Source organism: Streptomyces sp. NPDC014894, assembly GCF_043080985.1.
Classification (GTDB): domain Bacteria; phylum Actinomycetota; class Actinomycetes; order Streptomycetales; family Streptomycetaceae; genus Streptomyces.
The window spans coordinates 40,027-53,828 of sequence record NZ_JBIBWD010000016.1 but is presented as its reverse complement, the minus strand read 5'-3'; the positions used below and the strand labels follow the sequence as shown (position 1 = coordinate 53,828).

General features: G+C 71.7%; 7 protein-coding genes and 1 pseudogene. 5 read left to right on the top strand and 3 right to left on the bottom strand.

Features of this window, described 5'->3' with window-relative positions; translation table 11 throughout:
* Window positions 1-35: 35 nt before the first annotated feature.
* Together ACF089_RS30040 and ACF089_RS30035 are read right to left on the bottom strand one after the other, a co-directional pair.
* Window positions 36-944: pseudogene (locus ACF089_RS30040) on the bottom strand (IS5 family transposase).
* A 54-nt stretch (window positions 945-998) separates the two neighbouring features.
* Window positions 999-1,406, bottom strand: a complete 408-nt coding sequence (locus ACF089_RS30035; protein ID WP_392033316.1) for a RidA family protein — start codon at window positions 1,404-1,406, stop codon at window positions 999-1,001.
* Between the two features lie 80 nt (window positions 1,407-1,486).
* Here ACF089_RS30035 and ACF089_RS30030 point away from each other — a divergent pair, with 80 nt between their 5' ends.
* The 5 genes from ACF089_RS30030 (at window position 1,487) to ACF089_RS30010 (ending at window position 8,957) form a co-directional block, all read left to right on the top strand.
* On the top strand, window positions 1,487-2,137 hold the full coding sequence (locus ACF089_RS30030) for a TetR/AcrR family transcriptional regulator (RefSeq protein ID WP_392033313.1): 651 nt from the start codon (window positions 1,487-1,489) through the stop codon (window positions 2,135-2,137).
* A 691-nt stretch (window positions 2,138-2,828) separates the two neighbouring features.
* On the top strand, window positions 2,829-4,082 hold the full coding sequence (locus ACF089_RS30025; RefSeq protein ID WP_392033310.1) for a glycosyltransferase family 2 protein: 1,254 nt from the start codon (window positions 2,829-2,831) through the stop codon (window positions 4,080-4,082).
* A complete protein-coding gene (locus ACF089_RS30020; protein ID WP_392033307.1) occupies window positions 4,079-5,950 on the top strand; it encodes a right-handed parallel beta-helix repeat-containing protein in 1,872 nt (623 codons plus the stop codon). Before ACF089_RS30025 ends, ACF089_RS30020 begins: the two co-directional genes overlap by 4 nt.
* A 266-nt stretch (window positions 5,951-6,216) precedes the next feature.
* Window positions 6,217-7,368 carry a nitrous oxide reductase family maturation protein NosD gene (locus ACF089_RS30015; RefSeq protein WP_392033304.1) on the top strand — a complete coding sequence of 384 codons (1,152 nt, stop codon included), beginning with the start codon at window positions 6,217-6,219 and terminating at the stop codon, window positions 7,366-7,368.
* A 260-nt stretch (window positions 7,369-7,628) separates the two neighbouring features.
* On the top strand, window positions 7,629-8,957 hold the full coding sequence (locus ACF089_RS30010; RefSeq protein ID WP_392033302.1) for a UDP-glucose dehydrogenase family protein: 1,329 nt from the start codon (window positions 7,629-7,631) through the stop codon (window positions 8,955-8,957).
* Between the two features lie 312 nt (window positions 8,958-9,269).
* Here ACF089_RS30010 and ACF089_RS30005 read toward each other — a convergent pair whose 3' ends face one another.
* Window positions 9,270-13,589, bottom strand: a complete 4,320-nt coding sequence (locus tag ACF089_RS30005; RefSeq protein ID WP_392033299.1) for a DNRLRE domain-containing protein — start codon at window positions 13,587-13,589, stop codon at window positions 9,270-9,272.
* Window positions 13,590-13,802 lie beyond the last annotated feature (213 nt).

The following is a 13,802-nucleotide window of genomic DNA, read 5'->3' as shown; positions in this document are numbered from 1 at the left end:
AGCCGCCGGGCTCTGACCAGGGCCTGTCTCCCCGATTACGACCGGAGCCAGATGAGAAGTGCGGCGGCGGTGACGGTGCCGAGGTAGACGTATCCGCGCTTGTCATAGCGGGTGGCCACGGCTCTGAATTGCTTGAGCTTGCCAATGGCCCGTTCCACTGTGTTGCGATCTTTGTACCGGGCCTTGTCGAAGCTCGGAGGCCGTCCGCCATGTGAACCCCTGCGCAGGCGCACGGCCTTGTGGTCCTTCTTCTCCGGGATTGCGCGCCGGATGCCGCGTTTGCGGAGGTAGGCGCGGATCTTGCGGTTGCTGTACGCCTTCTCGGCGCTCACGCTGTCTGGCGTGCGGCGGTCCCGCGCGTGGTACGTGGATCTTGTCCATGACCAGCTCGAACTGCGTGCAGTCCGCCCGTTGTCCCGGCGTGATCAGCAAAGACAGCGGGCGGCAGCGGCCCTCCACAGCAATGTGAACCTTGGTGGTCAGTCCACCGCGGGACCGGCCTAGAGCTTCGCCCGTGGCACCGCCCCCTCCAGGAGGCCGTGCGGCATCACGACGGCCAGCAGCAGCCGCACTGGCCTTCGGCAGCCCCCTTTTGAAGGGCCCGGCGCGGGCGGTGGAGTCTGCGGTGCTCCTGCGGCGTGCTGGTGAGCCCGTGAGATGGTGGAGTCGACGTTGATGTTCCAGTCGATGTCGCCTTCGGCGTCGGCTGCGAACTGAACGTGCCGCAGGAGCCTTTCCCAGGTGCCGTCGGCCGACCACGGCAAGTGCCGCTTGTGGACGGTCTTCCACGGGCCGAAGCGTTCGGGCAGCTCCCGCCACCGCACCCCGGTGCCCAGCCGGTGGATGATCCCATTGATCACCTGCCGGTGATCGCGCCACCGGCCGCACCGGTTGTTACTCACCGGCAGCAGCGGCTCCAGCACCGCCCATTCGCCGTCCGTCAGATCCCCCGGCTCAGCATGGCCAGCCCCAAGGTCTCCCTGCTCGCAGCGATACGGCTATTCGATGACCGCGGTGGCTTCGACCTCGACCAGGAGGTCCGGTTCCCCCAGCGCCGCAACGCCCAGCAGGGTGATCGGCTTGACCGGATCGATGCCCAGCTTCGCTGCCGCCCGGCCCACGCCCTCACCCAGCAGCGGCATCTTCTCGGAACTCCAGTCGACGACATAGATGGTCAGCTTCGCCACGTCATCGAAGGAGCCGCCGATCCCGGCCAGAGCAGTGGCGATATTGAGATAGCACTGCTCGACCTGAGCGGCGAAGTCCCCTTGGCCCACGGGCCGGCCGTCGGCATCGCGGGCGACCTGCCCCGCAAGGAACACCAGCTTCGATCCGGTGGCGACCGACAGCTGCCGGTAGACCTCGGGCTTCGGCAACCCCTCGGGATTGACCAGCGTCACGGACATGAACGGCCTCTTCCTCTTGGCGTCAGGAGCAGCAAGATCAGCACCCATGAAAGCATAGCGATGCTATGTATTGTGGGGTCATGGCAAGGACGAAAGATCCAGCGGTCCGCTCCCTGCTGCTCGACCGAGCCGCACAGATGCTGCGGACGAGGCAACCGGTCACGCTGCGCACCCTGGTCGCCGGAACCGGCGTATCAACGATGGCCGTCTACACCTACTTCGGAGGCATGGACGGCCTCTGGAAGGCGCTGCGGCAGGAAGGCTTCACACGCCTCGCCGCCCAACTCGCAGCCGTCAAGATGTCTGCGGACCCGGTACGAGACCTCGCCGCACTGGGCGCCGCCTACCTGGCCAATGCCATGGAGAACCCCGATCTCTACCGCGTCATGTTCGACGCGGGCTTCGACCTCGAAGACACCGGTGCCGCGGACGAAACCCTGCACCGCCTCGTCCGCGCTATCGACCGGGCCAAGGCGAACGGCCGCTTCCGCAACGAGGTCGACCCGCTGGAACTGGCAACACAGAGCTGGACGATCGGCCACGGACTCGCCTCACTTGTCGCCACAGGCCCCCTGCCGCACCAGACACTCGATCACGGCTTGCCCATGCTGACCGCACTGTTCACCAGCGCAGGAGACGAACCCGACCGATGTCGCCGGTCGGTTGAGCACGGCTGGGGCCGCATAGCCCCAGCCCGGCCCGGCTCTCGTGATCGGAGAGACAGGCCCTAGCCTGACTCTCAACCAGCGCCCCGTGTCGGCCCGTTCAGTGCCGCGCGGCCTCCGGACGGAACCGCTCCGACGGCGGCCGGCCGAGCACGGGAACGCTTCCCGCACCGCCGAACCGGACCGCGCCGCCCGGGACCGCGACAGCCAGGGCCGCGCCACCCCGGACCGCGACAGACGGGCCCGGACCGGACCGGTCGACGCCATCGGCAGCCGCCCGCCGCCGCCCGCCGCGAGCGCCGTGGACCGCCGGGCCCCCGAATGGCCGGAAGTCGCCCCATCTCCCCGCCCGTCGGACCGGACCGGAGACCATCACCCCCGCCCCGACCGTCGCGGGAGCCGGCCCCCGGCGCGCCGCGCGCACCCGGGCCGTACGGGACGCCGTACCCGTACCGCCGACCCGTACCGCCGACCCGTCCGGACGGGCTCCGGAGCAGCAGATGCGGCACCCCAACTCCCCTGTGAACACGTCATGATGGGCCTTCCACGCATCAACTCCGCCCAAGTTGTGGAGATTTATGGAGCGAGTCGAGCGAAAACTGTGCGTCAAGTGTGGAGAGATCGTCCTTTGCCCCCGCCCTTCTCCCGTACAGTTGCGCCTCGCGTGGACTTCTGAGATTCCACGTCATCGCCATGTGGGCTGGGGGGCCGGGGACAGGTGTCGGGTTTTTTCGACGTGGTGTGGTCATGGATCGTCATGGCAGTGGCGGAGACATCGTGGCGCGAGCTGATGCCTCTGGGAATCGCGGGGGCGTTCGTCTGGGCGCTGTGGCTCTACCGGGCGGTGCTCTCGCGCTTCGCCCGGCCGGTGGTGAACGAGTTCCGCACCACCGTCTCGGTGGTGGTCCCGGCGTACCGCGAGGATCCTCAGATCCTGCTGGACTGCCTGGACACCTGGCTGGAACAGGACCCCACCGAGATCATCATCGTGCCCGACGTGGACGACACGGAGGTGCTGCGCCGGCTGGCGCTGGTGGAGGACCCGCGGGTGCGGGTGCTGGCCTTCGAGCACCACGGCAAGCGCTCCGCGCTCGGAGTGGGCATCCGGGCCGCGACCAGTGAGCTGATCGTGCTGGTCGACTCCGACACCCGCTGGCAGCCCGGGCTGCTCGCGGCGGTGCAGATGCCGTTCGTCGATCCGGAGGTCGGCGGCGTCGGCACCCAGCAGAACGTCTACCTCAGGAACACCAGCGTCTGGCGGCGGCTGGCCGACTGGCTGGTCAATCTGCGCTACTACGACTACGTCCCGGCCATGGGCCGCGCCGGAGCCGTCGCCTGTCTCTCCGGCCGTACCGCGGCCTACCGGCGGGCGGCGGTCGCGCCGGTGCTGGAGAACCTGGAGAACGAGTTCTTCCTCGGCCGCCGCTGCGTCGCCGGGGACGACGGCCGGCTGACCTGGCTGGTGCTGGCCTCCGGTTACCGCACCGTGCACCAGTCCTCCGCCCGGGCCCTGTCGATGTTCCCGGCCTCCCTCTCCGCCTTCGTGAAGCAGCGGGTGCGCTGGAGCAGGAACTCCTACCGCTGCTATCTCACCGCCCTCTACAAGGGCTGGCTCTGGCGGGCGCCGCTGGTCACCAAGATCACCGTGCTGCAGATCCTGCTGACGCCGGTGACGATGGGCATGGCGCTCGGCTATCTGCTCTTCAGCCGGCTGGAGCTGAACGGCCGGGGCGTGGTGCTGGTGGTGATCTGGCTGGTGGTGGGACGCGGCATCCGCGGCTACTCGCATCTGCGCCGCTACCCGCAGGACATCTTCCTGCTGCCGCTGCTCGCGCTCGTCGTGATCATGATCTCGCTCCCGATCAAGCTGTACGCCTTCCTCACCATGAACAAGCAGGGCTGGCTGACCCGCACCAGCGCCAGTGTGGGCGGCGAGGGACAGGACTCGGCCTCCCTCACCACTCCGAGCCGGTCCGGCGCGGCCACTCCGGCGGGGGCGGTACGGCGATGAACCCTCGGCGCATCCGGTTCACGCGGCTGCTGACGGCGCTGCCCGTCGCGACGGCGCTGCTGCTCGCCGCCCCGTCGTCGGCGGCCGGGCTCGCCGCGGCCGACGACGGAGGAAGAAACCAGGAACTCACCGCCGAGGACGCGGAGAACCAGTCCGCCCTCGTCGCGGCGGAGGACCGCCGGCTCGACCAGGTCCGCGCGGTCACCGCCGTCGCCCCGCTGAAGGGCCCCCAGTGGTCACGCCCGTACCGGCTGGACACCCAGGGCGGATACACCCTGGTGCTCACCGCGCGCACCAAGCCGTACGGCGTCTCCGACCTGCTCAAACTCGCCCCGCAGACCTTCGTCCGCAAGCGGGACGGCTCCTATCTGCTGACCGAGAACATCTATCTCAACACCGGGGCCAAGCTGAAGCTGTCCAGCCCCGGCGGGCTGAATCTGCGGCTGGCGAGCAACACCAAGGGCTTCGTCTCCATCGTCTCCTTCGGCGGCCGGCTCATGCTGGAGGGCACCCCGCAGGCTCCGATGCGGATCAGCAGCTCGGACACCGGCTCCAACGACCCCGACACGGACGTACGGGACGGGCGGGCCTATGTGCGCGCCATCGGCGGCCAGTTCTCCATGACCCATACCCGAGTCTCCCACCTGGGGTTCTGGAGCGGGCGCACCGGAGGGCTCAGTCTCACCGGGACCGACCGGCCCGACACCGGCAACATCAAGTACTCGGGCGCCGACCAGGATCTCAACCAGCGGGAGCAGTCGGCGGCGGACGACAAGGCGGAGCGGCAGTCCGAGCAGACGCCCCGGAGCAGCGGGGTGATCGCCGAGCCCGCCGGAGAGCTGACGACGCCGGACGGCCGGTTCTCGATACCCGATCTCTCCTATCTGTCGGCCGAGATCAGCAACTCCACGGTCTCGGGGAATCTGTTCGGGATGTTCATCTCGGGCGCGACCGGGGTCAACATCACCCGGACCCGGGTGGACGACAGCCTGGAGGACGGGGTGGTGCTGCACCGCGGCGTCACCAATGTGGTCGTCGACCGCACCGTCTCCGAGAAGAACGCCGGCGACGGCTTCGTGCTCTCCCGCGCCACCCAGCAGGTCCGGGTCACCGGCTCCAAGGCGCTGTCCAACGGCGGCAACGGCTTCACGCTCAGCGGCCGCCCGCTGGCCGACGGACCGTCCGCCGCCGGTGAGTCGATCGCCAGCTACGGATCCAACTCGGTGTCCCACAGCTCGGCCCGGGACAACGGCCGCTACGGCATCGAGATCTTCGGCGGCGTGAACGTCGGCGTCCACGACAACGAGGTCGACGGCGGCGACATGGGCATCGTGGCCCGCGCGGACGCCAGCAAGGTCGCCATCACCGGCAACCATCTCACCGGCCAGGCCCGGCAGGGCATCTCGGTGCGCGACGGGGTGTCGGAGGCGACCGTCAGCGGCAATCTCGTCGAGGGCGCGGACACCGGCGTCTATGTGCGCGACTCCCGGGTCGAGGTCCGGGGGAACACCGTGCAGGACGGGACCGGGCACGGCATCTCCCTGGTGGGCGGGGTCGGGAAGTCCAAGGTCACGTACAACGTCGTCGCCGGGGTCGGCCCGAGCGCGCTGGACACCAGCCGGGCGCGCGGCGACATCACGCTCAAGAAGAACCAGACCTTCGCCTGGCACGACACCAGCACCTTCTGGATCAAGTTCCGCCACTACGCCAGCCCGATGACCCTGCTCTGGACGTTCATCCTGCTGCTCATCCTGGTCTCGGCGATCCTGGGCGCGCGCCGCGCCCGGGGCGGCCCGGCGGTGCTGGGCGTCCATCCGTACGCCGACAAGATGCCCCTGCCCAGCGGCCGTCACCGAAACCGGGGGTGAGGCTCCGACGCGAGTGCGGCGGCCCGAGGTCGCCGGCCGCCGTCGGCGGCGGGCGATGACGGACGGCCGCCGCTCACAGCCCCGCCCGGGGCCGGGCGGATCCGACCGGGCCCGCCGCCGCCCCCGGCCACGACCACGACCATCCCGCGAAGCCGGAGTCACCGACGATGTCATCCCTTCCACCACCGCCGCCCGAGCCGCCGCAGCCTCCGCACCCGCCGGAGCCGCCCGCGCGGCCGGGGATTCCCGGGGGGCCGGCCGTATGGATGTCCGGGGCCGCCCTCCTGATCGCCCTGACCGCCCTCGTCGTGGCCGTCTCGGGGGACGGCGACGGCTCCGACTCCGCGGTGCGGCCGGGGGCCTCCGAGGCCGGGCCCAAGTCGACCTGGTCGGTGCGGCCCGGGGTGCTGCCCAGCGACACGGAGGAGCCCGGCGAACGCGAGGAACCCGACGCGCCCGAGGAGGCGGAGAGCGGGAATCCGTCCACCGCCCCCGCCGGCTCCGTCCCGCCCGCCCCCTCCGGCGACGTCGACTGCCCGCCCGCCTCGGTCACGGTCGAGAACGCCCGCTCCCTCAAGTCCGCGCTGTCCATGGCGAAGCCCGGGGACGTCATCCGGATCGCCGACGGCGTCTACGAGGGGCGCTTCGTCGCCACGGCCGCCGGCACGGCCGAGAAGCCCGTCTTCCTCTGCGGCGGCCCGGGCGCGGTCATCGACGGCGGCGGAATCAAGGGCGGATACGCGCTGCATCTGAACGGGGCCGACCACTGGCGGGTGATCGGCTTCACCGTGCGCAACGGGCAGAAGGGCGTGATGGCGGACCGGGTCCGGGGCACGGTGTTCCAGGGGCTCACCGTCGAGCGGATCGGCGACGAGGCCATCCATCTGCGCGGATTCAGCTCCGGCAATGTGATCCGGGAGAACGTCGTCCGGGACACCGGGCAGCGCAAGGAGAAGTTCGGCGAGGGCGTCTACATCGGCACCGCCAAGTCCAACTGGTGCAAGGTGACCGGCTGCGCGCCGGACGCGAGCGACCGCAACGAGATCGTCGGCAACCGCATCAGCGACACCACGGCCGAGGCGGTCGACATCAAGGAGGGGACCACCGGCGGACGGGTGGCCGACAACACCTTCGACGGCTCCAAGCTGGTCGGCTCCCACAACGACTCCTGGGTCGACGTCAAGGGCAACGACTGGCTGATCGAGGACAACACGGGGCGCGACTCCCCCGAGGACGGCTTCCAGACCCATCAGATCGTCAAGGGCTGGGGCACCGGCAACACCTTCAAGGGCAACACCGCCGTCGTGGACGGACCCGGCTGGGGCTTCCGGCTCACCTCCGACGGCAACGAGGTCGCCTGCGACAACAAGGTGACCGACGCCGCGAAGGGGCTCGCCAACGTCGACTGCGCTTCCTGAGGGCCCACGGCCGACGACGCGAGCCGCCCGACCGCCACAGGCACAGCACCGGCACCCGCACCCGCACCCGCACCCGCACAGCGACCAGCGACCAGCACAGACACGGGGACCGACACCGCACCGTCACCGCCGCCGTCTCCCGACGACGGCAGGTGCGGCGATCCGTCACACCCACGCTCACCCCGGACGCGACACCTCGGGGGCACGGGGCGCAGCCGCGCTCCCCTCCCCCGCCCGACCACACAGGCCCGGAGGCCGCCATGACCGATCCCGCCCCCCGACTCACCGTCATCGGCACCGGATATCTCGGCGCCACCCATGCCATCTGCATGGCCGTTCTGGGCTTCGACGTCCTGGGCGTGGATGTGGACCCGGGGAAGATCGAGCGGCTGAGCGCGGGCGAGGTGCCCTTCTTCGAACCGGGGCTGCCGGAGCTGCTCGCCAAGGCGCTGGACTCGGGGCGGCTGCGCTTCGGCACGGACGCCGAGGAGGCCGGGGAGTTCGGGGACGTCCACTTCGTCTGTGTGGGGACGCCGCAGCGGCAGGGTTCGCACGCGGCCGATCTGAGCCATGTCGACGGTTCGGTGGAGGCGCTCGCCCGGCATCTGCGCCGGCCGTCGCTGGTGGTCGGCAAGTCCACCGTGCCGGTGGGCACGGCGGCGCGGCTGACCGAACTCGTCCGGCGGACGGCCCCGGCGGGCGAGGATGTCCAGCTCGCCTGGAATCCGGAGTTCCTGCGCGAGGGCCATGCGGTGGAGGACACGCTGCGGCCCGACCGGCTGGTGTTCGGCGTGGCGTCGGCGTGGGCCGAGGAGCGGCTGCGGTCCGTGTTCGCGCCCGTCATCGAGCGGGGGACGCCCGTGGTGGTCACCGATCTGCCGACCGCGGAGCTGGTGAAGGTCGCGGCCAACTCCTTCCTCGCCACCAAGATCTCGTACATCAACGCCATGGCGGAGGTCTGCGAGGCCACCGGGGCGGATGTGACGGTCCTGGCGACGGCGCTCGGCCATGACGACCGGATCGGCGGGCGGTTCCTCAGGCCGGGGCTCGGCTTCGGCGGCGGATGTCTGCCGAAGGACATCCGGGCCTTCACCCATCGGGCCGAGGAGCTGGGAGTGGGGCAGGCCGTCGCCTTTCTCCGCGAGGTGGACGGGATCAATCAGCGGCGGCGCGCCCGCACCGTCGACCTGGTGCGCGAGCTGACCGGCGGCGAGCTGGCCGGGGTCCGGGTGACGGCGCTGGGGGCCGCGTTCAAACCCGACTCCGACGACATCCGCGACGCCCCGGCGCTGGATGTGGCCCGGACCCTGCACCGGGCGGGGGCCCGGGTGACGGTCGTGGACCCGGCCGCCGCCGAGAACGCGCGGCGGGCCTGTCCGGAGCTGGAGTACGGCACGGACGCCATCGCCGGGGCGGCCGGGGCCGACGTGGTGCTGCTGCTGACCGAGTGGTCCCAGTTCCGTGAGATCGATCCGCGCGCGATGGGCGCGGTGGTGGCCCGGCGGCGCGTCGTGGACGGCCGGCACGCGCTCGATCCGGTCGAGTGGCGTGCGGCGGGGTGGGAGTACCGAGCGCTGGGCCGCCCCTGAGCCCTCCCGCGCGGACGGGCGGGCCGTACTGGGCCGTCGACGATGTCGGGACGGTCCGGGCGCGGCTGCTGGAGGCGGGCCGCGACCCTCACCGGGGCCGGTGCGGATCGGTCCGGGCCGGGCCGCTGAGGGCCGGTCCGGACGATCTGCCGGGGCGTCGATCCGTTCGGCGCCTGCGTCGGGCTCGACGGTCCGTGGGAGAGCCCCCGGGACGCGTGCGTCCCGGGGGCTCTCCCCGCCTTGCCGGGCCGGTTCAGGCCCGCTCGGAGCCGTCGTCGGCCGGGGGCGGCGCTGCCGCGCCGCCCGGCTCGCTCAATCGCGCGTGCTGGGGCGGATGATGCTCACCTTGGTGAGGTTCTTGTTCCTCAGCCAGCTGCTCAGCGTGGCGTAGGTGCTGGTGCCGTGCTGGGTGATGTGGATGGTGCCGTTGCCCACCGTGCTGATGATGCCCACGTGGTTCCAGCGCTTCGAGGACTTGTAGTAGCCGAAGATGACATCGCCCCGCCGGGCGTTGCGCGTGGAGATCTCCGCGCCGCCCCGGAACCTCTTGAGGTGGTCGCGGAGATTGGCGGCGCCGGCCCAGGTGTAGCTGTCGAGGCGCTTGGGGCCGATGTTGTTGCGGAACCAGCGGGAGGGGTTCTTCCGGCCGCCCTTGCGGATCTTCATCTTGCCGCCGTGGTGCAGCGCCTTGGAGACGAAGTTCGTGCAGTCCTGCTTGTAGTCCCACTTGATGTCCCGGTTGCGCAGCGCCCAGCTCGCGGCGCCGTCGCGGTCGGGGGCGGCGCGTCCGGCCGGCCCGGCGACGGGCTCGGCGCTCACGGGGATCATTCCGTCGGCGTCCAGCTCGACCAGCGGGGGCTCCTCCTCGGCCGGGGGGACCTCCTCGACGCTCTCCGCGGCGGGCTCCGCCAGATGCGCGGCCGTCGCGGCGGTCCCGTCCTTCGGCATCGTCGCCTCGACGGCGTCGTCGTCCGCCTCCAGCCGCAGAGCGCCCTGGTCGAAGACGAAGCGGCCGGGCAGCTCGCCCTCGTCGGGCTCCTCGCTGCCGTTGGCGTGGGTGAGGACCGCCCGCTCCGTGATCCGGCCGCGGACGACGACGGCGCCGTTCGGGCCGGGCCCGACCAGCAGTTCGTCGAAGGCGGTGGTGACCGTGGAGTAGTGGCGGCTGTGGCGGGCGAACGCCTCGCGCCGGCGGTTCAGCTCCGGGGTCTGCTCGGCGAGCAGGGCGCGGAACCTCGCGCCGTGCGGGGAGGAGGCCGTGGCCTGGTCCAGCGTGGTGTACGTGCCCTTGAGCAGTCCCGCCCGGGCCGCCGCGTAGTCCCGTACCGTCTGGATGTAGACATCGCGGTCGGCCACGGCCTGCGGCTTCACGGCCGGGGAGACCGAGGCCGGGGAGGCGCCGTAGGGAGAGGTCGCGGTGACGGTCACGGTGTGGTCGGCGCCGTTGGTCAGACCGGGCACGGTGACCCGGTTCCGCACGGTGGTGGTGCGGAAGACCTCGGTCCCGCCCCGGTGGGCGACGACGGTGTAGGTGAGGACGCCGTCGGAGGAGCCGGTGTCGGCCGGGGCGTTCCAGGTGGCCAGCAGACCGCCGTCGGCCGCGACGGCCTTGACGTCCTCGGGGGTTCCCGGGGCGGTCGCCGCGATGTAGTCGACGACCAGCCGGGGGCGCTTGGCCGGGTCGGCGGCGCGCGAGGAGTGGTAGACCACGCCGGGGGCGGGCGTCTGCTCGTCGCCGAAGCGCAGGCTCAGCCCGTGGTTGTCCTGCCCGGTCCGCCAGGCGTCGGCCAGGGAGCCGAGGTTCAGCTCGTGGAGCGGGGTGGGCATCTCGTCGTCGGCCTCGTAGGCGGTCTCGCCCGTCGCGGCGGCGAGTTCCTGGCCGCTCTGCTGCGGTCCCCACGCGGTCGCGAGATCGTGCAGGGTGGCGGCGGGCTCCTCGCAGACCTCGCCGTCGGCGCAGTCGGCGCGGTGCAGCCTCAGCCGTGCGTCGGTGATCCGGGCCCCGGCCGGAATCGCCGTGAGGTCCGCCTTGAACCAGGTGCGCCAGGAGACGCCGTCGGGCGTGCCGACCAGCAGCCGTTCGTCCTGGACGGCGGCGCACGGCGTGCCTCCGCAGTCCTGGACGCCGACCGGCGCGGCGGCGTCCTGGAGCGCGGCCCCGGTGAGGGTGACGGAGCCGGTCTGCGGGACCGGCTCGGCGGCGGGGGTCCTGGCGGTGAAGGTCCGTCTGGCGCTCCACGGGGAGCACGCCGTGTCGGTGCAGGCGCGCATGGCCCACTGATAGGAGACGCCCGGGGTGAGCGTTCCCTCGGGGATCGCCGTGGCGACGCGGTTGCCGCTCTCGGCGTCGGCGGGCGGCAGGGCCACTCCGGGCAGCGGCGCGCCCGCCGCGTCGAAGAGCTGGAACTCGCCGCTCACCAGGTTCCGGTCACCGGTGGTGACCACGCCGGAGAGCAGGGGCGAGGCGGTGTCCGTGCCGCCCTCCTGGAGCGCTCCGGGGACGTCGGGGACGGTGAGGGCGACGGGTTCGGCGCCCACGCCGAACTGGTACGCGACCACGGGCGAGAGCAGCCCGGCGGAGTCGACCGTACGGACGTGCAGGGTGTGCCAGCCGGCGGTGACGTTCATCCGGACGGTCTGCGGCCGGCCGCCCGTGCCCGCGGGGTCGTTGACGGAGCGTGCGGTCGCCGGGTCGTCGAGACCCCAGAGATAGCCGCGGCCGTCGGTGGAGGCGGAGGTGAGGGTGCAGACGATCTCACCGGCCGGGATGTCGTTCCACTGGTCCCGGGCGAGGCCGGCGCAGCTCACGCCGGGGGTGGCGGGACGGGCGACGTCGACCCTGAAGGGGGAGTACGCGCTCCACGGGCCGTACACCAGCCCGTCGTAGGCGCGCGACCGCACCCGGTACGCGGCAGCGCCGAGCTTGTTCGCCGCCGGGAGGGCCAGCTTGGCGACGGAGCCGGAGGCGACCGCCGCGCTCGTGCCCGTCCAGCTGTAGCCGCCCGCGTTCGCGGGGTCGGCGGTCACCTCGAACTGCGCCCGTACGGTGCCGCCCTCGGGGTCGGTCACCTTGGCGGAGAAGGCGGGCGTCTCGGAGGTGGCGTACGTCAGCCCGTTGAGGGCGTTGTACGAGGACGGGGCGAGCGCGACGGCGGTCGGCGTGGCCGGGAGGGTGTTGTAGGTGACGGAGAGGACCGGCACATTGGTCGCGGCGTTGCGCGAGTGGAAGCGCTTCCAGGCGAACTGGTCCGTCTCGTCGGTCGCCCGGACGCCCATGGAGTTCTCGAGATAGGGGTTGGTGGCCCAGGCCTGCACCAGGGTCTTCACATCGGCGGTCGTCCAGCCGTCGGCGCAGGCGGCGCCGCCCTTGGTCTGGGTGGAGGAGGCCCATTTGCGGTTCCAGGACGGCTGGGCCGTCCAGCGGCTGGCGGTGCTCGGGGTGCTGGTGTCCCAGACTTCCCAGGAGCGCGCCGAGCAGGACCACGAGTGGTGGTTCCACAGCTTGAGCGTGGCCGCGGTGATCTGGCGGTTCTTCACCGGCCGGTTGTCGAAGCGGAGGAAGGAGCGGGCGACCTGGCCGGAGCCGTTGTTCCCGAGCTTGAGCTCCTGCGCGGTGGACTGGTCGGTGGTGAAGCCCTCCTGGACGAAGGTGGTGAAGGTGGTGAGCAGGTTCACCGACGGGTCGACGGTCACCGGGTACTTCGTCGCCGGGTCGGCCAGGAACGCCCGGTCGGGCCGCAGGGTCAGCTCGACGCGGTCGCCGTGCTGGGCGAAGGCCATGGCGACGGGCGCGCGGTGGGTGTGCTCGCCGGAGCGCCGGTGCTTGCGGGCGTCCCACATGACGGGGGCGGGCATGGTGCCCGCGATCTTCCCGGTCCTGGTGTCGAGGAAGCTCACCCCGCCGCCCTTGGCGGGCTCGGCGGTCAGTCCCTCGGCGTCCAGCGTCATCCGCAGGACGCCGGCCTCGCCGACGGCCTCGCGGGAGCGGAGGGTGAGGAACTGCTCGAAGCCGGTCCGGGTGGCGTCGACCACGAGATCGGCGTGCGGCAGGGCGTTCCGGTAGGTCGCCCTGGTGCCGTCGACGCGCGGGGCGGGCAGCGCGCCGCGCCAGCCGAGCCCGACGCGCTGTCCCTTGCGGCCGGTCAGCGAGACCAGGGGGGCCGGGGCGGCGACGGGCGCGGCGGCGCGCAGCCGGCGGGTGGCCTCGGCGTCGGCGCGCTGCGGGGTTCTGCCCGCGAGGGTGAGCCCCAGGGGGTGGGCCTTGGCCCCGATCCGCCCGTCGGCCTTCTTCACCAGCGCGATGTCGACCGCGGACCAGGAGCCGTCGCCGGTACGGAACCGGACCGGGCCCGCGGACTGGTCCTCGGTGATCGTCCCGTCCGGGTTCGCCCAGACGGTACGGGTCTCGGTGCGCTCTCCGACGGCCTCGACCCGCTTGTTCGCGAGCCGGGCCGCCAGGATCGCCGCGGTGATGTCGTCCCCCGCCGCGGGCTTCCCCGCGGGTCGTGACACGGCGGTCTTCTCGGCCGCCAGGGCGCCGCGCGGGGCCCCCGCCTCCAGCGTCATCGCACTGGTCAGCGCGAGACAGGTGCCGATGATCCAATAGCGTCTTGGTATATGACTCTTTGTCACAGAGTCGCCTTCCCCCAGTTAAAGAAAATGTGAGGAAAGAGTAAAGCCATCATGGTCAGCCGTCGGCCAAGTTGGCTGAAAGTCCAAAAACAGCCGGTGCAGAAGTCGTCGGACGGGGCTGGAGCGTCCTGCGGGACATCCCGTCGTACGGCGCGCCCCTGACGCCTGTTCGCCTCCTCGGGAGGCGGCCCCGGGCCCGTTCACGGCGCGGGC